Here is a 24,296-nt window from a genome sequence, read left to right on the forward strand (position 1 = left end):
ATCATCCCCAACTCTGGGGCAGGCAGGTAAGCTACCATGTAAAACCCTCCTTGAAAAAGGGAGTGTTGCAGGAAAGTGGTGTGCCGGCCGCCTGCCGGTATCTGGTTCAGGTCTGATGGATCGGTGTCTGTTTGGGATGAGGCAGCAGGGAGGAGACCATGAGCGTCAAGTCTTATGAGAGGGCGGTGCCGCTTCTTGAGGGGCCGGATGAGGCCGTGATGTCCGAGGACGAGATGGTCCTGCACCTGCCTTTCCATATCCGGCGGGACGGGACATGGCTGTATCGGGGGACGCCCATCCGGCGCAAGGCCATGCTCTGCCTGTTCGCCTCCTGCCTCGACCGGGACCGCCAGGGACGTTACTGGCTGCGGACGCCGACCGAGGCTGGCGTCATACAGGTGGATGACGTTCCCTTTCTGGCTGTGGAGCTGGATTTCAGGGGTTGTTCGGAAAAGACGCAGACACTGTGCCTGCGGACCAATCTGGATGAGGTCTTCTGTGTGGATGCGGAGCATCCCCTTCTGTGTGACTGGGACCGCCCGGCTGATGGAGCGACCGTGCCCTACATCCACATGAGGACCGGAGCAGGCGGGAAGCCCATTCTGGCCCGCATCAGCCGGGCGGTCCTTTTCGAGCTGGCGGCTCTGGCCGTTCCGGGCTGCGTGGGAGGTGAACCCTGCCTGGGAGTCTGGAGCCACGGGATGTTCTTCCCGCTTTCCCGTCTGCCGGATGAGACCGTGGACGACCTTGAGGAGCTGTGCGTGTGACCATCAGGACGCCATCTCCGGCCGCTCTTCTGGAAGCCCTGTCCGATGTGCCCGGTCACGCCGGGCTGGCCCGTATCTGGCAGGCTCTGCCGCAGGCCCGGCTGGTGGGAGGCTGCGTGCGGGACCTGCTCTGTGGCCGTGACGTGCATGATCTGGACCTGGCCAGCCCGGTTCCACCGGCAGAGGCCCAGCGGCGGCTGGAAGAGGTCGGTGCCAGGGTGATACCGACCGGTCTTGAGCATGGAACCATCACGGCGGTGATTGACCATCATCCTTATGAAATCACCACCCTGCGGCGTGATGTTAGTACTGATGGCCGCCATGCCACCGTTGCCTGGACGGACGACTGGGAGGAGGATGCCCAGCGGCGGGACTTCACGATCAACGCCATGTCGCTGGATCAGGATGGGCAGCTGCATGATTATTTCGGCGGACTGGATGATCTCCGGGCCGGGAAGGTACGGTTTGTCGGGCAGGCGGCACGGCGCATCGAGGAGGATGCCCTGCGGTGCCTGCGGTTTTTCCGCTTTTTTGCCCGTTATGACCGTGGCGAACCGGATGGTGAGACCTGTCAGGCCATCATCCGCCTGCGGGAGAGGATGACCCGTCTTTCAGTCGAGCGTGTGGCGATGGAGCTGCTGAAAATCCTGTCAGGCCCGCAGCTTCTGCGAACGCTGGAGCTGATGGAGGAAACGGGCACCCTTGCCGTGCTGCTGCCACATCATGCACCCCTGTCTGGTCTGGAGCGTCTTCTGGCCTGTGGTGATCCTGCCGAGCCGCTGCATCGTCTTGCCGTCCTGTATCCACCCGGCGGAGGGGACGGGCAGGGCATGGCGGACGTCGGGGCCCATCTGAAACTCTCCAATGAGAGCCGGAACATGCTGGCCGCTTTTGCCAGACCCGGGCCGGAACTGGCGGTCACGCTGGATGATGACGACATCCGGCGGGTTCTTTTCCAGCAGGACAGGTCCATCCTGCTGCTGCGAAGCTGGCTGGTGCAGGCGCAGGAGCTGGGACGGCCCGATGAGGGCTGGGATGAACTGCGGCACAGGCTGGAAACCGTGGAGCAGCCCGTTTTTCCTCTGGCGGGGCGGGACCTGATCGCTCTGGGTGTGAAACCGGGGCCGGAAATGGGGCGGTGGCTGAAACAGACGCAGCACTGGTGGCTCACACAGGGTTGCCGTCCCGATGCCGGGGCATGTCGGGACTGGGTGAGCCACCAGCTTTCCCCTTCCTGAGGGGGCTGCTAGAAGGTCTGCATGACACAGCAGACAGGCAGGCACCCTGCGGACAGGGCAGCGTATGAGGCAACCTTCCCCCTGATGCGGAGGCTCTGGCGGGAGGACATTGCCCGGCACCGGCTCATGCTGCTGGCCGTGTTCGTGCTGACGGTCGTCATGGCCCTGCTGACGGCGGCCTATCCGCTTGTCATCAAGCGGGCGATCGACATGTTCACGGCACATGATCCCCGCATCCTGTATCAGATTCCCCTGCTGGTGGTGGCCGTGACGGGGGCCAAGGCTCTGGCCCAGTATGGGCAGAATGTCTGCGTGCAGGCACTGGTCCTTCAGGTCGTGCGGCGTCTTCAGGAACGCATGTTCACCCATGCCCTGAAGGCGGATGTGGCCCGGATTGAAAGGGAGGCTCCCGCCCGCTGGGCGGCCCGCTTCACCACGGATGCCCTCGCCATGAGGGAAGCTCTGACACGTTCGGTCAATGCGCTGGGGGATGTCATCACCATCATCGGGCTTGTCGCCTCCATGATCTGGACGGACTGGGAACTGAGCCTGATTGCGGTCGTGCTGTACCCTCTGGCCATCATTCCCGTGCAGAAGCTCGGGCGGCGGGTGCGCCGGGCCTCCGGCGGGATGCAGGAGCAGGTCGGGGAAGCCTCGGCCCTGCTGACGGAAAGCTTCTCCTTGTCCCGGCAGATACGCATCTACCGGATGGAGGGGCATGAGCATCACCGCATCGGTTCGGCTCTCGACAGGCTGCATGACATGTTCTTCCGCATTGCCAGCAACCGTGCCCGTCTGGACCCGATGCTGGAGGTCATCGGCGGTGTGGCGATCGCTTTCGTGCTGGGGTTTGCGGGCTGGCGTGCCGCCACGGGCGGGGCCACGCTGGGGGACTTCACGGCCTTCATTGCCGCCCTGTTTGCGGCCTCACGTCCTCTGCGTGCCCTGGGGTCGCTCAATACCTCCATGCAGGAAGGACTGGCCGGGCTGGGACGTATCTTTGCCGTGATTGATGAACCGGCCAGCGTGCAGGAACAGCCGGAGGCCCGGCCCCTGCCGGAAGGGCCGGGGCACCTTGTGTTCAGGGATGTATCATACCGGTTTGACGATGGCTGTCATGCCCTGAAGAACATCACGCTGGATGTGAGGCCGGGACAGAGCGTGGCTCTGGTCGGGCCGAGCGGGGCAGGGAAATCCACCATGCTGGCCCTGATCCCCCGTCTTTTTGACGTGACGGAAGGGACGATCACGCTGGAGGGGGTGGACATACGGTCCCTCACGCTGGCCAGCCTGCGGGATCATCTGGCCTATGTCAGTCAGGAAACGGCCCTGTTCGACATGAGCGTGCGGGAGAACATCCATCTTGGCCGTCCTTCCGCAACACGGGAGGAGGTGGAGGTACTCTGCCGGATGGCGGCACTGGATTTCGTGCATGATCTGTCGGAAGGGCTGGAAACCATCATCGGCCCCGGTGGGCAGAGGCTCTCGGGTGGGCAGAGGCAGCGCATCATGCTGGCCCGTGCCCTGCTGCGTAACCCCCGCCTGCTGCTGCTGGATGAGGCCACCAGTGCGCTGGACTCAGAAAACGAGGCCCGTGTGCAGGAGGCTCTGGCCCAGCTTCGGCAGGGACGGACGACGCTCATCGTGGCGCATCGGCTTTCCACCGTGCAGAGTGCCGATCACATCGTGGTGCTGGATCAGGGTCAGATTGTCGAGACGGGCACCCATGCCCAGCTCATGGCCAAGGCCGGACTTTATGCCCGGCTGGTGAAGGCTCAGGCTTTGGACGCCGCCCGATAGATGGCAAGGATGTCGGGCAGGAGCCGTTCGTAGACTTCCTTCTTGAAGCCCAGATTGTACCTGCCGCTCAGGACATCCTCTGGCGGCACCCAACGCCATGTGGTGAACTCGATTTCCTCAAACGTGTCCAGTCTGATGTCGCTGTCCTGACCGGTGAAACGGAAGAGGAACCACTGCTGTTTCTGCCCCCGATATTTCCCGTGCAGGGCCTTGCCGATGAGGTGGTCTGGCAGGTCGTAAAGAAACCAGCCCTCACGCCTGCCGATCATGGTGGCGTTGTTCGTGCCGATTTCCTCTTTCATTTCCCGCCAGACGGCCTGTTCCGGCTCTTCGCCTTCATCAATGCCGCCCTGCGGAAACTGCCAGATGGCTCCCGGCAGGTCCGCACGGCGGGCCATGAAGATTTCGCCTTTCTCATTGAAGAGGACGATGCCGACATTGGGGCGGTAGGCCAGTGTTTCACGCAGGGACATGGGCTTATTTCTTCGTCTTTGCTGCACCGTCTCCCTTGGCCTCGTCAGGGGCCGTGTCGTGGGACTGTGGCGGCAGCTGTGGATGGGCGAGGAGGGTGGCCTCATGGGCCGCATCAGCCCCGCCAGCCTGGGCATTGATGAAATGCAGGGCCTGCTGGAGCTGGAAGTCCGTTTCCGGTTTCGCAGGGTCGAAAGCAGGCCATTTGGCCGGGGGCAGACGTTCCACGGTCTTGGCGAAAGCGGGCAGGTCCGTCCGTGGGGCCTCCTTGGGAAGCTTTCCATCCGTGTTGGTGATGGTGTGGGCGAGGTCAGCCTCGTGATAGGTGAAGAGGGTATCATCATCCCGGCTGGCCAGAACGGGCACGTCCGGCGTGATGCCCAGCCCTTGGATGGACCGGCCCGACGGCGTGTAATAGCGGGCTGTCGTCAGCCGGATGGCCCCCTGGTCGGCAATGGGAATGATCGTCTGGACGGACCCCTTGCCGAAGGTCCGGTCTCCCATGATGACGGCCCGGCGATGGTCTTTCAGCGCACCGGCCACGATCTCGCTGGCAGAGGCCGAGCCGGCGTTGGTCAGGACGATGATGGGCAGGCCGTGGGTAATGTCCTTGCCGACACCATCCCAATGCTGGTTGCCCTCCGGATGGCGGCCACGGATGGAGACGATCTCGCCATCCTTGATGAAGTCACGGGCCACGGCGATGGCCTGGTCCAGCTTCCCGCCGGGGTCGGAGCGGAGGTCCAGCACGAGGCCGTTCAGAGTCTTGCCGGGCGTCTTGGCGACGGACTGGACAAGCCTGCCGTAGGCCTTGCGCATCTCCTTTTCCAGCGAATCATCAAATTCGCTGAGGCGGATGTAGCCCGTCTGCCCATAGAGGGCGGAACGGACGATCTGCACATGGATGATCTCCCGTGTCAGGGTCAGGTTCTGCTGCTTGCCGGTCTTGGGGCGCAGGATGGTCAGGGTGATCTGCGTGCCCGGCTTGCCCCGCATCTTGCGGACGGCCTGATCCAGCGTGAGGTCGGCGATGCTCTTGTTGTCCACCATGGTGATGACATCGCCGGACTGGATGCCCGCCCGGGCGGCCGGCGTGTCATCAATGGGGGAGACGACCCGCACATGACCGGACTCACCCTGCACCTGTAATCCCAGACCGCCAAACTGGCCCGCCATCTCGTCCTGCATGTCCTTCAGCTGCTGGGCATCCATGAAGGAGGAGTGTGGGTCCAGATTGCTGATCATGCCGTCAATGGCATTGCGGATGAGTTTCTTGTTGGGCAGGGGGGAGACATATTCCGAGTGGGCGATGTCCATTACCGTCCCCAGCAGCGTCAGCATGCGGACGGTCTCGGCATTGTTGCTGTCGCCGCTGCTGGCCGGGCTGCTGTTACTGTCCTTGTGTGCGGTTTCCTGTGCCCAGGCGGGGGGAATGAGTGCCGGGCGGCTGGCAAGAAAGGTACCAGAAGCAACACCCATGGCTGAACAGGCAAGACCCAGCATAAGGCCAGTGCGGAAGTTCATGGTCGGTTTATTCCTTAACTTTAAAAAACGGGCAGTCTGCCAGTAGTCATCTGTTAATGGTCGGCATTACAGGGCATCTGACCCTGAAAACATGGTGACGTCAGCTTACAGTGTTTTTGACAGGGGTGAAACTCCCAAGGTCCCCGTGATGTCTTCTCGAAGTTCTTTTGAGTCTTTTCAGAAGAAGCGTGCAGGGTCCACAAGTTCCGTTCCCTGACGCAGCTGGACGAAGAGGAGCGGGTCCCGGGTCGGCATCTGGCCGATCACGCCCCCCTGCCGGACGGACTGGCCGCTCTGGAGCTGGATCGTCCCCAGACCGGCCAGCACGAGCCTCTGTTTCTGCCCGCAGTCCAGAATCACCATCGGGCCGAAGGAGCGGAAGGCCCCGCTGAAGAGCAGGCGGCCCGTACAGGGGGCGGTCACGGTGGCGGAAGGTGCGGTCTGGTAGGTCAGCCCCGTGGCAGGTCCGGCCTCGGTGGGCTGTGCCCAGCGTGTGACGATGCGCCCCTGCACGGGGGCACGTGCGCCTCCCCGTCTGAGTCCTTTGCCGGGATTGAAGCTGCGGTCCTCCTGCTCCACTTCCTGTTCCCTGTGGTGCTGGTGCAGCCTGTGGAACCGGGCCTTCTGTTCCTTCAGGCGGCGGCGTGTCTCAGCCTCCTGCCGGGCCAGCACGGTGATGATGGCCGTTAGGGCTTCCGTGCTCTGGCGGGCTTGTGTCAGGAGGGCTTGCTGTTTCAGGAGGGCCTGCTGGGCCTGTTCCGACTTCATGGCGGCCTGTTCGGCCCGGCTCTCAGCCTCGCTCTGGCGGGTCTGGAGGCGTGTTTCCTGTGCGGCGATGCTCTGGCTCTGGCTGGTCAGGCGGGTCTGTTCCCTGTGCAGGCGAGTCTGCTGCTGGAGGGTCTGCTGCATGGCCTGCTGATTCTGCCCGTGCCGCAGGGCGAGCAGGGCGACGGGAACGTCGGGACTGATGGCCGGATTTTCCGGTGGCATCAGCAGGGCGAGTTCGGGGGCCGCATCAAGCTGCTGGAGAGCCGGGAGACGGGCGGCTTCATCCAGAAGAACGGTTTTTTCCTTTTCCTGAAGCAGGGCGTTGCCGCTGCTGAGCTGTTCCAGCTGCGTGGAAACTTTCGTGAGGCGGTTTTCGATCAGGTCATGCTGCCGGGCCAGCAGGGCCTGCCTCTGGCGCAGGCGGGAGAGCTGGCGGGCACTGAGATGGGCCTGGGCCTCCGCCCGGCGGGTTTCCTCTTCTTTCTGCTGGAGCAGGCGGGCTTTCTGGGTAAGGAGCTGTTGAAGGTTGAGGCGGGCGGCCCGTGCCTTGCGGATTCCGGCCTCGGTGGTGGGGATGGGCGTGTCGGATCCCCAGAGGGTGTCGGGGCCGTTCCGGGCGGGTGCGGCATGGCCGGCCTGTCCGCAGGCGAGGAATGCCGTCACCAGCTGGAGCAGGAACCGGAGGGTGGTGGATCGCTTCAGGACCATGAGCCTGCCTGAAAACCCCTTTCTGGATGGTGTGTGCACAGGGCTTGAAAAACACGTCTGATGGCATGAGATCAGTCAGACGGCAGGGTAGCCCGCCTTTTGTGGCGGAGAACGGGGTGTCTGTCCAGACGGGGCGGAGGCCCCTGTACCCAGGGAAAGGAAAGAGGAATGGTCATGGATGAGGCAGAACGGACAGGACGTCAGGGCTGTGGCTGTGGGCCGCTCAGCGAGGCGCAGAAGCATGTCCTGCATGGTCACGGGACCGAGCCGCCGGGTTCCAGCCCGCTGAATGGTGAGAAACGGCCTGGTCATTATGACTGTGCCGCCTGCGGGAAGAGGCTGTTCAGCTCGACGGCGAAATATGAGAGCGGGTCAGGCTGGCCGTCTTTCTTCCGGGCCGTACCCGGGGCGGTGGGCGAGCGTGAGGATCGCAGTCTTGGCATGGTGCGGGTGGAGATACATTGTGCTGGCTGTCACGGTCATCTGGGACATGTCTTCCCTGATGGCCCTCCGCCCACGGGGCTGCGTTACTGCACCAATGGTCTGGCCCTTCATTTCGTCCCGGACGAAGAGGGAGCCTGAACGCAAAAAAGGGAGTGGCCCCGTCTCACACGGGCGGAGCCGCTCCCTTCTGTTTCGGAGGATGTTCCAGGGGTCAGTCCCGTTCGACGTGGTAATGGCGGGAGAGTTCCCGCTCGATTTCCAGGGCATGTTCCGTGTCACGGGCTTCGATCATCACCACCAGCTCTGCCGTCTGCACGGAAGGAGCGGCGAAGAGGCGGTGATGGGAGACCTCGATGATGTTGCCACCATAGCTGCCAATCTTCTCGGAGATGGCGGCCAGCAGGCCGGGGCGGTCGGGAATCTGGAAGATCAGCCGCAGGATGCGCCCTTCCCGCAGAAGGGAGCGGAGGATGACATGGGCAAGGATGCGGGCATTGATGTTGCCGCCGGAGATGGGGAAGCCCACCTTCCTGCCCTTGAAGAAATCGTGGTTTGCCAGAATGGCGGCCAGTGGTGTGGCTCCGGCCCCTTCGCCCACCTGACGGGCCTTTTCGGCCAGCGTCGTGATGGCACTTTCGACCTGGAGTTCATTGACGACGAACACGCCATCAAGGTTCTCGCCGATGACATCCAGGCAGTGATGGCCCGGCTGGACGACGGCGATGCCCTCGGCAATGGTTGACCCGCCGGGAACGGAGCGGAGCGGTTCCGGGTAGGCACCCAGCGGGGAATAGCCTTCCACCTGCACGCCATAGAGCTTCGTCTTCGGGCTGAGTTCTTTCAGCACCGTGACGAAACCGGCCATGAGGCCACCGCCACCGACCGGCACCACGATGGCATCCAGATCGGGCGCATCCTCAATCATTTCCAGAGCGCAGGTACCCTGTCCGGCGATGACAGCAGGATCATTGAAGGGGTGGATGAGGGTCTGGCCTTCTTCCTGACGGATTTTTTCGGCTGTTTTCACGGCCTCGTCGAAATTCTCGCCAGCCAGAACGACTCTGGCTCCCCAGCTCTGGGTGGCGGCCACCTTGGTGGCGGGGGTGAAACGGGGCATGACGATGGTGGCTTCCATGCCCAGAAGGCTGGCCTGTCGCCCTACGCCCTGGGCATGGTTGCCTGCCGAGACGGTGATGACACCCCGCCTGCGTTCTTCAGGCGTGAGCAGGGCCATGCGGTTGGCTGCCCCACGCTCCTTGAAGGAGCCGATGGCCTGAAGATTCTCCAGCTTGATGATGATTTCTGCTTCCGTCAGCCGGGAGAGGGCCACATTGCTGATCGTGGGTGTGCGGGCAATGGTGGCGGCAATGCGCTTCTGGGCGTCTTTGACGTCGTTGAAGGTCAGGCTGGTCTTGGAAGCAGAGTCCGGCATTATCTGTAGATCACTTTCAGAACTTCATAGGTACGGTCCCCACCCGGTGCCGGGACGGAAACGCTGTCCCCAGCTTCCTTCCCGATGAGGGCTTTGGCAAGGGGGGAGGAGATGGAAATGCGGTGCTGCTTGATGTCAGCTTCGTGAGCGCCGACGATCTGGTAGGTGCTTTCCTTGTCGGTTTCCTCATCCACCAGCTCGACCGTGGCACCGAACTGGATGCGGCTGCCGGAGAGGGTCGTGGGGTCGATCACCTCGGCCGTGGAGATCAGGCTCTCCAGCTCCAGCACCCGCCCCTCGATGAAGGACTGACGCTCCCGGGCGGCGTGGTATTCCGCATTCTCGGAGAGGTCTCCGTGGGAGCGGGCTTCTGCAATGGCCCGGATGACGGCGGGGCGTTCCTCTGACTTGAGCTGGCGCAGCTCATCCTCAAGGCGTTTCAGTCCTTGGGCGGTCATGGGGCTTTTCTGCATGGAGGGCATCCTCACACTGATAATGAGATGAATGGCATACCGCCCCGCCCTCTTCCGCATGGAGCGGAAAAGGGCGGGGCGGCATACGCTGTGGCAGACAGGATAAACAGCACATTGTGCGTGCTGCAAGTCCTCTCTTAGAAGGTGCCGTGGAAATAGGATTGCAGCGGAGCCACATCCGGTTTCTTCTGTTTCAGGACAGAAATGGCATAGGTGACGGCCCTGGCACCGGCGATGGTCGTGTAATGCGGCACGTTCATCGTCAGGGCGGAGCGGCGGATGTCAAAGCTGTCCCGGGCGGACTGGCCACCCTGGGCGGTGTTGATGACCATCTGTACTTCGTTGGACCGGATGGCATCCACGCAGTGCGGGCGGCCTTCCAGTACCTTGTTGACACGGGTGACGGGAATGCCGGCTTCCTTCAGCCGGTCTGCCGTGCCACGGGTGGCAAGGATGGTGAAGCCCATCTCCACCAGCTTGCGGGCCAGTGGCTGCACATGGGCCTTGTCACTTTCCCGGACGGAGAGGAAGACGGTGCCTGCCTGAGGCAGCCTCACGCCAGCGGCCAGCTGGGATTTGGCAAAGGCCATCTCGAAGTTGGCATCCAGCCCCATCACCTCACCGGTGGAGCGCATTTCCGGACCGAGGATCGTGTCAACGCCGGAGAAGCGGTTGAAGGGGAAGACCGCTTCCTTGACGGCCACATGCGGTGCGACGGACCGGCCCTCCAGCGGGAACTCGGACAGTCTGGCACCGGCCATGATGCGGGCACCGATCTTGGCGACCGGCACACCCGTGGCCTTGGCCACGAAAGGCACCGTGCGGGAGGCACGGGGATTGACCTCAAGAACGAACACCTCGTCATTCTTGATGGCGAACTGCACGTTCATCAGGCCACGGATGCCCAGCTCACGGGCCATGGCTTCGGTCTGGGCCTTCAGCTCCGTCACCAGGGCCGGGGAGAGCGTGTAGGGCGGCAGGGAACAGGCAGAGTCGCCGGAATGGATGCCAGCTTCCTCGATATGCTCCATCACCCCGGCGACATAGACATCATGACCGTCAGCAATGCAGTCCACGTCAGCCTCGATGGCCTCGTTCAGGTAGTGGTCCAGCAGGACCGGCCCGGTGGAGACATCCTCACCGGCGGCACGCAGGACGGTGTTGAGGTAATGGGAGAGACCGGCCCTGTCATAGACGATCTCCATTGCACGGCCACCCAGCACGTAGGAGGGACGGGCCACGACCGGATAACCGACCTCCTCGGCGATCTTCAGGGCCTCGTCGGGGGTGCGGGCGATGCCGTTGCGGGGCTGACGCAGGCCCAGCTTGCGCAGCATGGCCTGGAAGCGTTCCCGGTCCTCGGCACGGTCGATGGCATCGGCCGGGGTGCCCAGCAGGGTGATGCCCGCTTCCTCCAGCGCACGGGAGAGCTTGAGCGGGGTCTGGCCACCATACTGCACGATGCAGCCCAGAACGGTACCGTTCGTCATCTCCTTCTTCACGAGGCTGATGACGTCCTCGGCCGTCAGCGGCTCGAAATAGAGGCGGTCGGACGTGTCATAGTCCGTGGAGACGGTTTCCGGGTTACAGTTGACCATGATCGTCTCGAAACCGGCCTCACGCAGGGCGTAGGCGGCATGGACGCAGCAGTAGTCGAACTCGATGCCCTGACCGATCCGGTTGGGGCCGCCGCCGAGGATGACGATTTTCTTCCTGTCCGTCGGGCGGCTCTCACAGTCCGGGATGCCGAAGCCCCCTTCATAGGTGGAATACAGGTAAGGCGTGTCGGAGGAGAACTCGGCCGCACAGGTGTCGATCCGGCGATAGACGGGCAGCACGTCCAGTTTCGTGCGCAGGGCGACGACGTCCTTCACGCTTTTGCCGCTCAGGCGGGCAAGCTGCTGGTCGGAGAAGCCCTGGGCCTTGATCTGGCGCAGGCTGATGGCGTCATCTGGCAGGCCGTTCGCCTCGATCTCACGTTCCGTTGCAATGATGCCTTCCAGCTGGCGGAGGAACCACGTCTCGAAATGGCAGGCTTCCTGAATGTCCTCCAGTGAGAGACCGGCCCGGAAGGCCTGGGCGGCCATGAGGATGCGCTCCGGCCGTGGCTCGGAGAGGGCTGCACGGTAGGCATCCGGGGAGCCATCGCCGGGAGCTTCCACGGGGTCCAGACCTGTCAGGCCCGTCTCCATGGAGCGCAGGCCCTTCTGGAGGGATTCGGCGAAGCTGCGGCCCACGGCCATCGCCTCACCGACGGACTTCATGGAGGTGGAGAGCAGGGCCGGCGTGCTGGGGAACTTCTCGAAGGTGAAGCGGGGAATCTTCGTGACGACATAGTCGATCGTCGGCTCGAAGCTGGCCGGAATGGTGCCAGTGATGTCGTTCGTCAGCTCATCCAGCGTGTAGCCCACGGCCAGTTTGGCGGCGATCTTGGCGATCGGGAAGCCGGTGGCCTTGGAGGCCAAGGCGGAGGAGCGGGACACGCGGGGGTTCATCTCGATGACGACCATGCGGCCATCCTTCGGATTCACGCCGAACTGCACGTTGGAGCCACCCGTCTCCACGCCGATGGCCCGCAGGCAGGCGATGGAGACATCACGCATCCGCTGGTATTCCTTGTCCGTCAGCGTCATGGCCGGGGCCACGGTGATGGAATCCCCGGTATGGACGCCCATCGGGTCGATGTTCTCGATGGAGCAGACGATGATGCAGTTGTCCGCCACGTCACGGACCACCTCCATCTCGTACTCTTTCCAGCCGATGACGGATTCTTCGATCAGCACCTCGGTGGTGGGGGAGGCATCCAGCCCGCTGGCCACGATCTGTGAGAATTCCTCCCGGTTATAGGCGATGCCGCCGCCAGAGCCGCCCATGGTGAAGGACGGACGGATGATGGCGGGCAGGCCGATATGCTCTAGGGCCGTGCGGGCCTCGTCCAGCGTGTGGGCGATGGCACTGCGGGGGCTTTCCACGCCGATGGCATCCATGGCCTCACGGAACTTCAGGCGGTCCTCGGCACGGTCGATCACGTCAGCCCGTGCGCCGATCAGCTCCACGCCGTGCTTTGTGAGGAAGCCGGACTTGTCCAGTGCCATGGCGGCATTCAGGGCCGTCTGGCCACCCATGGTCGGCAGGACGGCGTCGGGCTTCTCCTTGAGGATGATGCGCTCGACAAATTCCGGCGTGATGGGCTCGATGTAGGTGGCATCGGCCAGACCGGGATCGGTCATGATGGTGGCCGGGTTGGAGTTCAGGAGGATGACACGGTAGCCTTCCTCCTTCAGGGCCTTGCAGGCCTGTGCGCCGGAATAGTCGAACTCGCAGGCCTGCCCGATGACGATGGGGCCAGCACCGATGATGAGGATGGAGCGGATGTCTGTGCGTTTGGGCATGGGTCAGGCTCCTGCCTTGCTGGTTGTGCGGGCTGCGGCGCGGCGGTCCATGACGGCGACAAACCGCTCGAAGAGGTAGAAACTGTCGGTCGGGCCGGGGCTGGCTTCCGGATGGTACTGGACGGAGAAGGCTTCCTTCACGGTGGAGGCCAGTCCTTCGTTCGAGCCGTCAAACAGGCTGACATGCGTTACCCTGACGGTATCGGGCAGGGACTTCTCATCCACGGCGAAGCCGTGATTCTGGCTGGTGATTTCCACCCGGCCCGTCGTGAGGTCCTTCACCGGCTGGTTGGCCCCACGGTGGCCACGGTCCAGCTTGTAGGTCGTGCCTCCCAGTGCCCGGGCCAGAAGCTGATGGCCGAGGCAGATGCCGAAGACCGGAATGTCCGCCTCCATGACGGTCTGGATGGCCGGGACGGCATAGACGGCCGTGGCGGCAGGGTCGGCGGGGCCGTTGGAGAGGAAGACGCCTTCCGGTTTCAGGGCGAGGATTTCCTCACCCGTGGCGGTGCCGGGGAGGACATGCACCTCACAGCCAGCGGCCACGAGGCTGCGGAGGATGTTGTCCTTGGCCCCGTAATCCAGGGCCACGACACGGCGTTTCACGGCCCGCTCGGGGCGGGTGTTGTGCCATGTGGTCTTCGTCCAGCTGCGGGCGGGCTGGGCAACCTCCTTCACGAGGTCCATCCCCTCCAGACCGGGCCATTCCGCAGCCTTCTGGCGCAGGGCGGCGAGGTCGAAACGGCCATCCTTCGGGTGGAAGAGCAGGGCGTTCTGTGGTCCCTTGTCCCGCAGCAGGCGGGTGATGCCCCGCGTGTCCACACCGCTGATGCCGGCCCGCCCGTGGGCTTTCAGCCAGTCCTGCAATGGCTGGATGGACCGCCAGCTGGCCGGGGCGGTGACATCCTCTTTCACCACGAGGCCTAGGGCCGCCATGGTGGGGGCCTCGTCATCATCCCCGTTGGTACCGACATTGCCGATATGGGGAAAGGTGAAGGTGATGATCTGCCCGGCGAAGGAAGGGTCCGTCAACGTTTCCTGATAGCCCGTCATGCCGGTGGAGAAGCAGAGCTCGCCTACGGCACCGTCATTGAAGGCACCAAAGCCACGGCCCCAGAAATGGGAGCCATCAGCCAGTACGAGGACGGCTGTTGCACCTTTGGGGGGCATGTCATCGGTGGGATGGGTCATGGCGGATGTCTCCTCTGACGTCTCGTTCAGGTCGGCCAGGGTGATCCCCGGCACATGAAGCAGGGCAGGCCAATGTCTGGTGGGTATCATACCAGCCTGTCGCCACTTGCGCACGGCCTCGGTGCTGACACCGGTAAGCTGGGCGATCCTGGCCGCACCGCCCGTCTTCTTGATGAGTGAATCGACGTTCATGTGTCTGCTTCCCTGCCCTGTGCCCTGTCTGTCCTGCGCCCGGTCGGGCACCTGTTTTCATAGACCAGCATGGCGGGGATGGGAAGTTTTTTCCCACAGGGTGAGGGTGGGGTGAAATTCTTCGCTCTGTGGGAAGTTTTTTCCCATATCTGCATCCGTCTCATGAAGACCGCCCTTATCGACAGGAGGGGGCTGGGCTGTTACCTCTTGGACTCCCGTATTCAGAGATTATAAACTCATAAGTGAAAGAGGACCATCATGTCGCTCCGTACCCGTATCATGGACGATCTCAAGGCAGCCATGAAGGCCGGCCAGTCCGACCGTGTAGCGCAGATCCGTGCCATTTCCGCCAAGATCAAGGATCTTGATGTCGCCGCCCGGGCCAAGAGCGGGGAGGTGAGCGAGGATGACATCCTGCTGGCCCTGCGTTCCATGATCAAGACACGCACGGAGTCCGCCGCCATGTACCATCAGGGCAACCGCCCCGAGCTGGCCGCCAAGGAAGAGGCGGAAATCGAGACCATCCGCACCTATCTTCCGGCGGAACTCTCCGAGGATGCCCTGAAGGAGGCCATCGCCGAGGCCGTGAAGGAAACGGGTGCCGAGGGCATGAAGGACATGGGCAAGGTGATGGGCGTGCTGAAGGGCCGCTTCGGTGCGGCCCTGGATGCCGGACGGGCAAGCGGTCTCGTCAAGGCCTATCTGGGCTGAGGATTTTCAGCCTTTGTGCTGGATTGTGAAAACCCCGCCTGTCCCGTCAGGCGGGGTTTTTCGTGTCAGTGGTAGGAGTGGGAGGCTTCGTTGTTCCTGTGTGCCCGGACACAGGCGAGAACCCCGCTGACGGAGAGCAGGAAGGCGGCCGCCTCCCATATGGTGGGGAGACGCTGCTCCCAGAGGAAGCCGTAGATCAGCGAGAACAGTGTCTCGAACAGGATCATCTGCCCGACCATCGTCAGCGGCAGGAGGTGCGTCATGCGGTTCCAGAACGCATTGGCGATGGTGGAGGAGAACAGCCCCACGCCGCAGGAGATGAGGATGAAGCGTGTCCAGCCGGTCGTGGGCAGGTGAGTCGGCCAGAGGAAGGCGGCAGGCAGAAGGATGACGAGCGACAGGGCCCCGGCCACGATGCCGGTCAGCAGGTTCCATTCTCCGCTGGTGATGTGGTCGAGCTTTTTCAGCCAGTCGGAGTTGATGACGTTGAAGAGCGTCCAGCCCAGTAGGGAACCAATGGCCATCAGCAGTCCGACGGCCTGGAGGAGCGGGCCGGTATGGTGCAGGGCGGACCCGACGAAGAAGTTCTGCCATGAGATGCAGAGGATGCCCGCCGTGCTGAGCAGGATGGACGGGACGAGCTGGCGGAGCGTGACGACCGCATCATGACGGAAGATGCCAGCCAGCGTCACCGTCACGGGGATGAATCCGATGATGAGGGACGGCATGGCCACGCCGCTAAGCTGGATGGCCACGCCCATCATGCTGTAATACCCAACGCTGCCCAGTATGGCGAGCAGCACGAGCGCACGGAACGCCCCGAAGGTGATGTGGGGCAGCAGCGTCTTCAGCCGTGGCAGGAGGATGAGCAGGGAGACGATCCCGAACGTCAGGTAACGCAGCGTGGCAAGCTGGAAAGGCGTGAAGGGAGCGACAAGCTCCGGGGCAAGGAAGGTGATTCCCCAGAAGGCTCCCGCCATGGCACCGTAGGCGGTGCCAATGAGAATGGACCGTGTCATGCAGGCTCGTTTTCTGTCATTGATGATGTGATCGGGGCCTGTTTTGTCGGTACGGTCCTCTTCGTCAAGGGGGGAGGCGTGTTCAGCCGTGTTTTGCCGGGCCGTGGGCACGGACGCAGGAGATCACGCCGCTGATGGCCAGGATGATGGCGCAGCCTTCCAGAAGGGTGGGGAAACGCTGCTCCCAGAGGAAACCGTAGAACAGGGAAAAGAGCGTCTCGAACAGGATCATCTGCCCGACCATTGTCAGGGGCAGGAGGCGTGTCATGCTGTTCCAGAAGGCGTTGGCCACGACCGAGGCCATCAGGCCGATCCCACAGGCGATCATGAGGAAATGTGCCCAGCCCGCAGCGGGCAGGTGCTGTGGCAGCAGGAAGGCCAGAGGAAGCATCAGCAGGGCGAGGGCACCGGTGACGAGGCCGGTCAGCAGGTTCCAGTCATTGTTGGACACATGGTCAAGCCGCTTCAGCCAGTTGGCGTTCTTGACGACAAACCCCGTCCAGCTCAACAGGGCACAGGCGGCCATGACCAGACCGGCGACCTGAAGAAGCAGGCTGCTGTGATGCTGCGGGTGAGCGGCGTTATGGAAGTTCTGCCAGGCGATGCAGATGATCCCTCCTGCACTGAGCAGCATGGAGGGAACGAGCTGGCGGACATGCAGGACAGAATCATGCCGCAGTGCCCCCACGAGCGTCACCGTGACGGGGATGAAGCCGACGATCAGGGAGGGCATGGCGACCCCGCAGAGCTGCACGGCCGTGCTGAGCAGGCTGTAATAGACGATGTTGCCCATCAGGCTGAGGCCCAGCAGGCCCCACCATTCGGCTGCTCCCAGATGGGGGAGGAGCCTCTTCAGCTTCGGGGCGAGCAGCAGCAGGGCGATGACGCCGTAGGTGACAAACCGCACGGAGGCAAGCTGCAGCGGCGCAAAGGGGCCGATCAGCTCCGGGGCGAGGAGGGACAGCCCCCACAGTGCGCCCGCTGCTGCACCACATGCGATGCCGGTAAAGGTGGAACGTGTCATGAAGGCCCGCTCTCTGCTTCTGGAATGGATGGAGTGACCTGTCGTGTGTTGAAGCTCGGGCCGCTTTCGTCAAGGGTGAATCGGGAGCATCTTCCTTTTTGGGGGGGAGAGTGTCACAGTGGGGCGCATGGCCATAGACACCGTGTTTCTTGATGAACTGCGCCAGCGGACATCCCTCACATCCCTCTTCGGCAGGCGCAGCAAGCTGGTCCGTTCCGGGCGGAACTGGAAAGCCTGCTGCCCCTTTCACGGGGAAAAGACGCCCTCGCTCTACATCTATGACGATCATTACCACTGCTTTGGCTGTGGGGCGCATGGCGATGCGATCAGTTACGTCATGCAGAGTGAGGGGGCCGGGTTCCGTGAGGCTGTCGAACGGCTGGCATCGGAAGCCGGGATGGAGGTTCCGGCGGATGACCCGCAGCAGGTCGAGAAGGCCCGTGTCCGGCAGACGCTTCATGACGTCATGGAGGCCGTGCAGGCGGTCTATCGCAGCAGGCTCTACCAGCCGGAAGGCCGTGCGGGGCTGGATTATCTCCAGAAACGGGGACTGAGCAGGGACACGCTGGAGCGTTTCGGGCTGGGCTGGTCCGGTGAGGGACGCTCCCTGCTGAAAGCTCTGGAAGGAAAGAACATCACGGCGGAGACGCTGGTCCAGGTCGGGCTGATGCGGACGGACGAGGCGGGCCGTCCCAGGGGCGAGCTGTTTTTCAACCGTGTCATGTTTCCCATCCGGGACAGGAAGGGGCGCATCATATCCTTCGGCGGGCGCACCCTGGGGGATGGACAGCCCAAATATCTCAATGGCCCGGAGACGGACATATTCTCCAAACGGCGGACGCTCTTCAACATCGATCAGGCCCGGCAGGCCGTCCATAAGGGGGCGCAGGCCGTCGTGGTGGAAGGCTACATGGATGTCATCGCCATGGCGCAGGCGGGGTTTGGCGGAGCGGTGGCTCCGCTGGGGACGGCCCTGGGGGGCGAGCAGCTGGAACTGCTCTGGCGGATGACGGACACGCCCGTCATCTGTTTCGACGGAGACGGGGCCGGCCAGCGTGCGGCCCTGCGGTCCTGCGAGGTGGCCCTGCCCCTGCTGAAGGTCGGGCGCAGCCTGCGGTTCTGCCGTCTTGAGGGAGGAGACGATCCGGACTCCCTCATCCAGCGGGAAGGGGCGCAGGGCATGGAGAGCCGTCTGGCCAGTGCCCGCCCGATGGAGGAGGAACTGTTCGGCCTGCTGACGGCGCAGGAGCGGGACCCGACGCCGGAACGCCGTGCGGCCCTGCGGAAGAGGCTCTATGAACTGAGCCAGATGATTCCGGACAAGCTGCTGGCCAGCGAATATGCCAGCACGCTGAACGGCATGTTCTTTGCCCGCTACCGTCGGCAGAAGACGGGAAGGGGGGATGTCCGGGGAGCCGTGGGAGCCGTGGGAGCCGGGATGGCCCCGGTCATTCCGGTTTCGGGACGGCGGATGGTGGCGGAAGGCCGTGGAGAAAGGCTGAACATCCTGACGGCCATCCTGCTGCAGTATCCCGAGATACTGCCCGGCATCGACCGGGACTATAACGGCCTGTCCCTGCCGGAGCCGCTCTCATCCATCCGCACGGCCATACTGAGCTGGGCGGACGAATGTGAGGGTGCGCTGACGGCGGAAGGCTGCAGGGCCTGGATGGATGGGCACGGCCTGTCCGAGGCGGTCCGGCAGGTATGCGGCAGCCCGATGCCACGTCAGATGCAGGTGGAGGAGGGAGAGGACCGCCTCCAGGCGGCCATGAAGCTCTGGTGGCATTTCTATGCGCTGGAAAATCTCCGGGACCTTCAGGCGAACGTGGAGGAGGAGGTCCGCAGGACGGTGGACATCCTTCTCCGCTCCTCATCCGAATCGGATGAAACGACGAAGCGGGCCCTGCTGGCGGCCATGCAGGCCCGGCAGGCCGTCCTGTTTGCCCTGCGGCGGGGTGAAAGCCCGGAGCTTGAGGAAAAAGGGAGCTGACCCCTCGGGCGGCGGGCCTGTGACCTGATTCGGGTGTCTAAAGCACGGAATCGCAAGTTTCTGGTGTGGCGGTCCTTGACTTGGAGGGCGGGATTAACCAATTCCAAGCTGCCCCACTACTGGCTTTCGAGTAAAGTTGACGGAGAGACGCATGGCCACAAAATCAGCCTCTGGATCAGACCGTAATGCACCAGAGCAGGACAGCTCTCCGCTTGACGTGCAGTCCTCGGCCGTCAAGAAGCTGATTGCCAAGGGGCGGTCTGCCGGTCACATCACGTTTGATGAGCTGAATGCCATCCTCCCGCAGGACAAGATGTCCTCCGAGCAGATCGAGGATGTCATGGCGGCCCTCTCCGAGATGGGCATTCAGGTCGTCGAGAGTGCGGACAAGGAGGAGGAAGAGGCTGGCGGTGACAGTCGTGCCAGCAGTGAGGACGCCTCCGAGGATGACAACAACGGCGGGAACATCGACGCCGTTGCTGCCAGCCGTACGGATGATCCCGTCCGCATGTATCTCCGTGAGATGGGAGCGGTGGAGCTGCTCTCCCGTGAGGGTGAGATCGCCATTGCCAAGCGCATCGAGGCCGGGCGGGGCGAGATGATCGGGGGGCTGTGCCGCAGCCCGCTGACCTTCCAGTCCATTCTGGGGTGGTATGAGCAGCTCAAGAACGAGACGCTGCTGCTGCGTGAGGTGATCGATCTGGAGGCCAGCCAGAGCGACCCGGAATCACCTGAAGAGATGGAAAACCTAACATCCGAGGACGAAAACGAACCGGATGACGAGACCGAGGACAGCGAGGGCGAGGGCAATGGTGGCGAGGGCAGCGGCCTGTCCCTCTCTGCGCTGGAGGAGAAGCTCCGCCCCGACATCATGCTGCTTTTCGAGGCTTTCGAGCCGCTCTATCAGAAGCTCATCAAGATGCAGAGCCATCGTCTGAAGATCCTGATGGAAGGGCGTGAGGCATCCGATACGGACGAGAAGAAATACAACAAACTGCGGACGGAGCTGGTTGCCCTCGTCGAGCGGATGCACCTGCACAACAACCGCATCGAGGAGCTGGTGCAGTCCCTGAAGGCGCATGTGCAGAAGCTCAATGCGGTTGAGGGGCGGATGCTCCGTCTGGCCGAGAAGTGCAAGATTCCCCGTGAGGATTTCATGGACCGGTACCGCCATCATGAGCTGGCACCGGACTGGATCGAGGGCATCTGCCAGCTTCCCGGCAAGGGGTGGAAGACCCTGACAAGCAGGCACCTGCCCGCCCTTGAGAAGATGCGGGACGAGGTGGCGACCCTTGCCAAGGAGACCGGCCTGCCGGTGGACGAGTTCCGCCTTGTCTATCAGACCATCTCCCGTGGGGAGCGTGATTCCACCCGGGCGAAGAAGGAGATGATCGAGGCCAACCTGCGGCTGGTGATCTCCATTGCCAAGAAATATACGAACCGTGGCCTCCAGTTCCTCGACCTGATCCAGGAAGGCAACATTGGTCTGATGAAGGCGGTGGACAAGTTCGAATATCGCCGTGGGTACAAGTTCTCCACCTATGCGACATGGTGGATACGTCAGGCCATCACCCGCTCCATCGCCGATCAGGCCAAGACGATCCGTATTCCCGTGCACATGATCGAGACGATCAACAAGCTGGTGCGGACGTCCCGGCAGATGCTGCATGAGATCGGTCGTGAGCCGGCACCGGAGGAACTGGCCGAGAAGCTGGGTATGCCGCTGGAGAAGGTCCGCAAGGTCCTCAAGATCGCCAAGGAGCCGATCTCCCTTGAGACGCCGATCGGTGACGAGGAAGACAGTCATCTCGGGGACTTCATCGAGGACAAGACCGCCGTCATCCCGCTGGATGCCGCCATCCAGACGAATCTGCGTGAGGCGACGACCCGTGTTCTGGCATCCCTGACGCCCCGTGAGGAGCGTGTGCTGCGCATGCGCTTCGGCATCGGCATGAACACCGACCACACGCTGGAGGAGGTCGGCCAGCAGTTCAACGTGACCCGTGAGCGTATCCGTCAGATCGAGGCCAAGGCCCTGCGCAAGCTCAAGCATCCGAGCCGCAGCCGCAAGCTGCGCTCCTTCCTTGATGACTGATCCGGTCTGCCGGTAAGGGCCTCGACCCCTGCCGGTTTTCCTTGCTTTCGGGCCATTTTCGTGCTTGAAGGACGCTTTCCCTGCCGTGCGCTATGGCGGCGCAACGGCTATACCCGGCATTCCCCTCATGGGGCATGTGTTCAGGCCAGCACTGGGCTGGTCCGGGTTGACCTCATCCGAAGGGAGTTTTCATGCCACTTTATGAGACCGTGCTGATTGCACGTAATGATGTCTCTCAGGCTCAGGTTGAAGCCCTGGTCGAGAGCATCTCCGGAATTCTTGGCGAGCATGGTGGCACCATCCGCAAGCGTGAGTTCTGGGGCCTGCGTACCCTCGCATACCGCATCAAGAAGAACCGCAAGGGTCACTATGTCCTGCTGGGGATCGAAGCCCCGGTCGAGGCCATGAACGAGATGAGCCGCCAGATGGGCCTGCATGATGACGTGCTGCGCCTGCTGACGCTCCGTGTTGACGAGATTGACGAGACACCGTCTCCGATCCTGTCCCGCAAGGACGATCGTGGTGACCGTGGGTCCCGTGGTGGTGCTTCCCGTAGCGGCGGGCGTTATGAGAGTGGCCGTGGTGGCCGTCGCCATAACGATTCCTCAGAGACGCGCGATCACAACGCGGCTGCAGCGGAGTAAGAAACCATGTCAGACACAAACACGACACCGGCCGTCAGCCCTGCTTCCCGCCGTCTGGCCGTCGGGGCACGCCGTCCCTTCTATCGCCGTCGGAAGTCCTGCCCGTTCTCCGGTGCGAACGCTCCGAAGATCGACTACAAGGATGTGCGCCTTCTGAGCCGCTTCCTGTCCGAGCGTGGCAAGATCGTTCCCAGCCGCATCACGGCAGTGTCGGCCAAAAAGCAGCGTGAACTGGCGCAGGCGATCAAGCGCGCCCGCTTCCTCGCCCTGCTCCCTTACGTTGTAAACTGAGGAGCACGACATGTCCCAGACATCACTGATTCTGCTTCAGCGCGTGGAAAACCTTGGCCAGATGGGCGACATCGTCCGTGTCAAGCCGGGGTATGCCCGCAATTTCCTGCTGCCCAAGGGCAAGGCCCTGCGTGCCACGGCGGCAAACCGTGCCCGCTTTGACAATGAGCGTGCCCAGCTGGAAGCCCTGAACATCCGCAAGCGTGAAGAGGCCGAGCGTCTCTCCGAGCGTATGCATGGCCTGAGCGTGACGCTGATCCGTCAGGCTGGTGACAGCGGCAGCCTCTATGGCTCCGTGACGCCTCGTGACATCGCTGCTGCCGCCACGGCTGCCGGTCTGACGGTTGCCCGTCAGCAGGTCGTGCTGGACGAGCCGATCAAGGTCCTTGGCCTGACGGAAGCCCGCGTCATCCTGCACCCGGAAGTTTCCATTCAGATTACGGTCAACGTGGCCCGTTCTGAGGAAGAAGCCGAGCGTCAGGCCCGTGGCGAAGTGGTCGGCCAGGAAGAGGAAGAGGACAACATCCTCGGTGAGCTTCATGCCGAGCAGGCTGCTGAAGAAGCGGCTGCCGAGGCTGCCGCTCTGGCAGCTGAGGGCGAAGTGGCCGAAGGTGCCGGTCACGAGGGCTGATCCTGGATCACCCCGTCCGGACGCAGTTCCGATGGAAGAACCCGGCAGGCATGTCCTGCCGGGTTTTTTCATGTCCTGGGGGCAGGATACTGGAGCAGCAGGCTCCGTTTTTTCTTAACTTTTAGAGGGCTTGTTATATTCGTGGACTATGCCAAAGTCTGAAAGGTCAGCTGAAACAGGAGGTTGCTGGTAGCAGGCCTGTTTCATTCCGAATCAGGATGGAATAACGCATGAAATCGGTTCTCGATGCCCTGTTAAGGCGGTTCATTTACTTTGGCAGTCTGACCGTCACTTACAGCGATGGCACGACACGGCAGTATCAGGGAGAGAAGCCGGGGCGTGAGGCTGCCCTGCGGATTCTGACACCGGCGGCCGAGAGGGCACTGGCCCTCAAACCTGCCCTCGCCTTCGGTGAGGAGTACATGAATGGCACGGTCGTGCCCGAAGACTGCTCTCTGGAGGATGTGCTGTGGGTTGTCATCCCCAATGTGGAGCGTGGCGGCCTGCTAAGTGAGGACATCAGCGGCAGGCTGCGCTATGTCAGCCGTGTGCTGCGCCCCCTGAACTCTCTCAGGCGGTCCCGCAGTAACGTGGCCCATCATTACGACCTCAATGGCAGCCTGTATGAGCTGTTTCTGGACAGGGACCGGCAATATTCCTGCGCCTATTTCGAACATGATGACATGTCGCTTGATGAGGCCCAGGTCGCCAAGAAGCGTCACATCGCCGCCAAGCTGAATCTGGACCGTCCGGGGCTGGAGGTGCTCGACATCGGGTGCGGCTGGGGCGGCATGGCCCTGACGCTGGCCCGTGATCACGGTGCGAAGGTGACGGGGATCACCCTGTCCGTCGAGCAGCTTCAGGTGGCCCGCCGGCGGGCCAGAGACGAGGGGCTGGATCATCTCGTCTCGTTTGAGCTGCTCGACTATCGGACACTGGAGAGGCAGTTTGACCGCATCGTTTCCGTCGGCATGTTTGAACATGTCGGGGTGCGGCAGTATGAGACATACTTCAATCACCTGAAGCGGCTTCTGAAACCGGATGGGGTTGCGGTCATCCACTCCATTGGTCGTATGGACGGGCCGGGAATGACCAATCCGTGGATTTCCAAATACATCTTCCCCGGCGGGTATTCACCGGCCCTGAGCGAGACGCTGTCTGCTCTGGAGCAGACAGGGCTGTGGCTGACAGACTGTGAGATATGGCGTCTGCACTATGCCAAGACGCTGGCCCACTGGCGCAGGCGTTTTGATACCAACAGGGAAAAGATACGTGCCCTGTATGATGACCGTTTCGTGCGGATGTTCGAGCTTTATCTGCTGGCCAGTGAGCTGGCCTTTCGTATTCAGGGACACATGAATTTTCAGCTTCAGATCACCCGTGGTATTGAAGCCGTCCCGCTGACCCGGGATTACATGTTCGAGGCTGAAAATGCCCAGCGTGCGAAGGATGAGGCAAAGCAGGCGTCGTGAAGATGACAAGCCCCTC

At 62.7% G+C, this 24,296-nt stretch carries 20 protein-coding genes; 11 read left to right on the forward strand and 9 right to left on the reverse strand.

Annotation, left to right across the window (positions count from 1 at the left end):
* Positions 1 to 218 precede the first annotated feature (218 nt).
* Genes CPA56_RS06330 through CPA56_RS06340 form a run of 3 tightly spaced genes read left to right on the forward strand, consistent with a single transcriptional unit; the run spans position 219 to position 3,805 of the window.
* Entirely contained in the window at positions 219 to 767 is a 549-nt protein-coding gene (locus CPA56_RS06330; protein ID WP_229707480.1) for a DUF1285 domain-containing protein, read from the forward strand.
* Positions 764 to 2,005: a CCA tRNA nucleotidyltransferase gene (locus CPA56_RS06335; protein WP_326831306.1), complete on the forward strand. Its 1,242-nt coding sequence runs from the start codon at positions 764 to 766 to the stop codon at positions 2,003 to 2,005. Before CPA56_RS06330 ends, CPA56_RS06335 begins: the two co-directional genes overlap by 4 nt.
* A 21-nt stretch (positions 2,006 to 2,026) precedes the next feature.
* The gene (locus CPA56_RS06340; protein ID WP_229707454.1) at positions 2,027 to 3,805 is read left to right on the forward strand and encodes an ABC transporter ATP-binding protein; all 1,779 of its coding nucleotides are present in this window, start codon (positions 2,027 to 2,029) and stop codon (positions 3,803 to 3,805) included.
* Here the strand turns inward: CPA56_RS06340 and CPA56_RS06345 are convergent.
* The 3 genes from CPA56_RS06345 to CPA56_RS06355 all read right to left on the reverse strand — a co-directional run bounded on the left by CPA56_RS06345 (position 3,781) and on the right by CPA56_RS06355 (position 7,276).
* Positions 3,781 to 4,278 carry an RNA pyrophosphohydrolase gene (locus CPA56_RS06345; protein WP_182041163.1) on the reverse strand — a complete coding sequence of 166 codons (498 nt, stop codon included), beginning with the start codon at positions 4,276 to 4,278 and terminating at the stop codon, positions 3,781 to 3,783. The genes CPA56_RS06340 and CPA56_RS06345 overlap by 25 nt on opposite strands.
* A 4-nt stretch (positions 4,279 to 4,282) precedes the next feature.
* Complete coding sequence (locus CPA56_RS06350) at positions 4,283 to 5,800, reverse strand: S41 family peptidase (protein ID WP_182041164.1); 1,518 nt, start codon at positions 5,798 to 5,800, stop codon at positions 4,283 to 4,285.
* A gap of 177 nt (positions 5,801 to 5,977) precedes the next feature.
* Positions 5,978 to 7,276: a murein hydrolase activator EnvC family protein gene (locus tag CPA56_RS06355; RefSeq protein WP_182041165.1), complete on the reverse strand. Its 1,299-nt coding sequence runs from the start codon at positions 7,274 to 7,276 to the stop codon at positions 5,978 to 5,980.
* A gap of 168 nt (positions 7,277 to 7,444) precedes the next feature.
* On the opposite strand from CPA56_RS06355, the gene msrB reads away from it, so the two are divergent.
* A complete protein-coding gene (gene msrB / locus CPA56_RS06360; protein ID WP_182041166.1) occupies positions 7,445 to 7,858 on the forward strand; it encodes a peptide-methionine (R)-S-oxide reductase MsrB in 414 nt (137 codons plus the stop codon).
* A gap of 73 nt (positions 7,859 to 7,931) precedes the next feature.
* On the opposite strand, the gene CPA56_RS06365 is transcribed toward msrB, so the two are convergent.
* From CPA56_RS06365 to carA, 4 genes are all read right to left on the reverse strand, one after another.
* A complete protein-coding gene (locus CPA56_RS06365) occupies positions 7,932 to 9,152 on the reverse strand; it encodes a threonine ammonia-lyase (protein ID WP_182041167.1) in 1,221 nt (406 codons plus the stop codon).
* On the reverse strand, positions 9,152 to 9,625 hold the full coding sequence (gene greA / locus CPA56_RS06370; RefSeq protein WP_154981251.1) for a transcription elongation factor GreA: 474 nt from the start codon (positions 9,623 to 9,625) through the stop codon (positions 9,152 to 9,154). The genes CPA56_RS06365 and greA overlap by 1 nt, the downstream gene beginning before the upstream one ends.
* A gap of 137 nt (positions 9,626 to 9,762) precedes the next feature.
* Positions 9,763 to 13,017 carry a carbamoyl-phosphate synthase large subunit gene (gene carB / locus CPA56_RS06375; RefSeq protein WP_182041168.1) on the reverse strand — a complete coding sequence of 1,085 codons (3,255 nt, stop codon included), beginning with the start codon at positions 13,015 to 13,017 and terminating at the stop codon, positions 9,763 to 9,765.
* A gap of 3 nt (positions 13,018 to 13,020) precedes the next feature.
* Positions 13,021 to 14,400: a glutamine-hydrolyzing carbamoyl-phosphate synthase small subunit gene (gene carA, locus CPA56_RS06380; RefSeq protein ID WP_182041169.1), complete on the reverse strand. Its 1,380-nt coding sequence runs from the start codon at positions 14,398 to 14,400 to the stop codon at positions 13,021 to 13,023.
* 258 nt (positions 14,401 to 14,658) lie between these two features.
* Between carA and CPA56_RS06385 the strand changes: the two genes are divergently transcribed.
* Positions 14,659 to 15,111 (forward strand): GatB/YqeY domain-containing protein, encoded by a 453-nt coding sequence (locus CPA56_RS06385; protein WP_182041170.1) that lies wholly within the window; start codon positions 14,659 to 14,661, stop codon positions 15,109 to 15,111.
* Between the two features lie 65 nt (positions 15,112 to 15,176).
* Here the strand turns inward: CPA56_RS06385 and CPA56_RS06390 are convergent, their stop codons facing one another.
* Both CPA56_RS06390 and CPA56_RS06395 read right to left on the reverse strand, forming a co-directional pair.
* A complete protein-coding gene (locus CPA56_RS06390) occupies positions 15,177 to 16,130 on the reverse strand; it encodes a DMT family transporter (RefSeq protein ID WP_182041171.1) in 954 nt (317 codons plus the stop codon).
* Positions 16,131 to 16,212: 82 nt separating this feature from the next.
* Positions 16,213 to 17,154 carry a DMT family transporter gene (locus tag CPA56_RS06395; RefSeq protein ID WP_182041172.1) on the reverse strand — a complete coding sequence of 314 codons (942 nt, stop codon included), beginning with the start codon at positions 17,152 to 17,154 and terminating at the stop codon, positions 16,213 to 16,215.
* Between the two features lie 127 nt (positions 17,155 to 17,281).
* On the opposite strand from CPA56_RS06395, the gene dnaG reads away from it, so the two are divergent.
* From dnaG to CPA56_RS06425, 6 genes are all read left to right on the forward strand, one after another.
* The gene (dnaG, locus tag CPA56_RS06400; RefSeq protein WP_182041173.1) at positions 17,282 to 19,147 is read left to right on the forward strand and encodes a DNA primase; all 1,866 of its coding nucleotides are present in this window, start codon (positions 17,282 to 17,284) and stop codon (positions 19,145 to 19,147) included.
* A 151-nt stretch (positions 19,148 to 19,298) separates the two neighbouring features.
* Entirely contained in the window at positions 19,299 to 21,242 is a 1,944-nt protein-coding gene (gene rpoD, locus CPA56_RS06405) for an RNA polymerase sigma factor RpoD (RefSeq protein WP_182041174.1), read from the forward strand.
* 191 nt (positions 21,243 to 21,433) lie between these two features.
* A complete protein-coding gene (gene rpsF, locus CPA56_RS06410) occupies positions 21,434 to 21,886 on the forward strand; it encodes a 30S ribosomal protein S6 (protein ID WP_182041175.1) in 453 nt (150 codons plus the stop codon).
* A gap of 6 nt (positions 21,887 to 21,892) precedes the next feature.
* Positions 21,893 to 22,177: a 30S ribosomal protein S18 gene (rpsR, locus tag CPA56_RS06415; protein WP_077396275.1), complete on the forward strand. Its 285-nt coding sequence runs from the start codon at positions 21,893 to 21,895 to the stop codon at positions 22,175 to 22,177.
* 10 nt (positions 22,178 to 22,187) lie between these two features.
* Positions 22,188 to 22,808, forward strand: a complete 621-nt coding sequence (gene rplI, locus CPA56_RS06420; protein ID WP_182041176.1) for a 50S ribosomal protein L9 — start codon at positions 22,188 to 22,190, stop codon at positions 22,806 to 22,808.
* A 230-nt stretch (positions 22,809 to 23,038) separates the two neighbouring features.
* Positions 23,039 to 24,280 carry an SAM-dependent methyltransferase gene (locus CPA56_RS06425; protein WP_182041177.1) on the forward strand — a complete coding sequence of 414 codons (1,242 nt, stop codon included), beginning with the start codon at positions 23,039 to 23,041 and terminating at the stop codon, positions 24,278 to 24,280.
* The last annotated feature ends 16 nt before the right edge of the window (positions 24,281 to 24,296 follow it).

Origin of the sequence: Bombella mellum (assembly GCF_014048465.1) — a bacterium.
Lineage (GTDB): Bacteria > Pseudomonadota > Alphaproteobacteria > Acetobacterales > Acetobacteraceae > Bombella > Bombella mellum.

Bases quoted from the DNA above. Each gene is read 5' to 3' on its own strand.
- CPA56_RS06330 (WP_229707480.1), top strand. From the start codon at position 219: ATGTCCGAGGACGAGATGGTCCTGCACCTGCCTTTCCATATCCGGCGG.
- CPA56_RS06340 (WP_229707454.1), top strand. From the start codon at position 2,027: ATGACACAGCAGACAGGCAGGCACCCTGCGGACAGGGCAGCGTATGAG.
- CPA56_RS06345 (WP_182041163.1), bottom strand. From the start codon at position 4,278: ATGTCCCTGCGTGAAACACTGGCCTACCGCCCCAATGTCGGCATCGTC.
- CPA56_RS06350 (WP_182041164.1), bottom strand. From the start codon at position 5,800: ATGAACTTCCGCACTGGCCTTATGCTGGGTCTTGCCTGTTCAGCCATG.
- CPA56_RS06355 (WP_182041165.1), bottom strand. From the start codon at position 7,276: ATGGTCCTGAAGCGATCCACCACCCTCCGGTTCCTGCTCCAGCTGGTG.
- msrB (WP_182041166.1), top strand. From the start codon at position 7,445: ATGGTCATGGATGAGGCAGAACGGACAGGACGTCAGGGCTGTGGCTGT.
- CPA56_RS06365 (WP_182041167.1), bottom strand. From the start codon at position 9,152: ATGCCGGACTCTGCTTCCAAGACCAGCCTGACCTTCAACGACGTCAAA.
- greA (WP_154981251.1), bottom strand. From the start codon at position 9,625: ATGCAGAAAAGCCCCATGACCGCCCAAGGACTGAAACGCCTTGAGGAT.
- carB (WP_182041168.1), bottom strand. From the start codon at position 13,017: ATGCCCAAACGCACAGACATCCGCTCCATCCTCATCATCGGTGCTGGC.
- carA (WP_182041169.1), bottom strand. From the start codon at position 14,400: ATGAACGTCGATTCACTCATCAAGAAGACGGGCGGTGCGGCCAGGATC.
- CPA56_RS06385 (WP_182041170.1), top strand. From the start codon at position 14,659: ATGTCGCTCCGTACCCGTATCATGGACGATCTCAAGGCAGCCATGAAG.
- CPA56_RS06390 (WP_182041171.1), bottom strand. From the start codon at position 16,130: ATGACACGGTCCATTCTCATTGGCACCGCCTACGGTGCCATGGCGGGA.
- CPA56_RS06395 (WP_182041172.1), bottom strand. From the start codon at position 17,154: ATGACACGTTCCACCTTTACCGGCATCGCATGTGGTGCAGCAGCGGGC.
- dnaG (WP_182041173.1), top strand. From the start codon at position 17,282: ATGGCCATAGACACCGTGTTTCTTGATGAACTGCGCCAGCGGACATCC.
- rpoD (WP_182041174.1), top strand. From the start codon at position 19,299: ATGGCCACAAAATCAGCCTCTGGATCAGACCGTAATGCACCAGAGCAG.
- rpsF (WP_182041175.1), top strand. From the start codon at position 21,434: ATGCCACTTTATGAGACCGTGCTGATTGCACGTAATGATGTCTCTCAG.
- rpsR (WP_077396275.1), top strand. From the start codon at position 21,893: ATGTCAGACACAAACACGACACCGGCCGTCAGCCCTGCTTCCCGCCGT.
- rplI (WP_182041176.1), top strand. From the start codon at position 22,188: ATGTCCCAGACATCACTGATTCTGCTTCAGCGCGTGGAAAACCTTGGC.
- CPA56_RS06425 (WP_182041177.1), top strand. From the start codon at position 23,039: ATGAAATCGGTTCTCGATGCCCTGTTAAGGCGGTTCATTTACTTTGGC.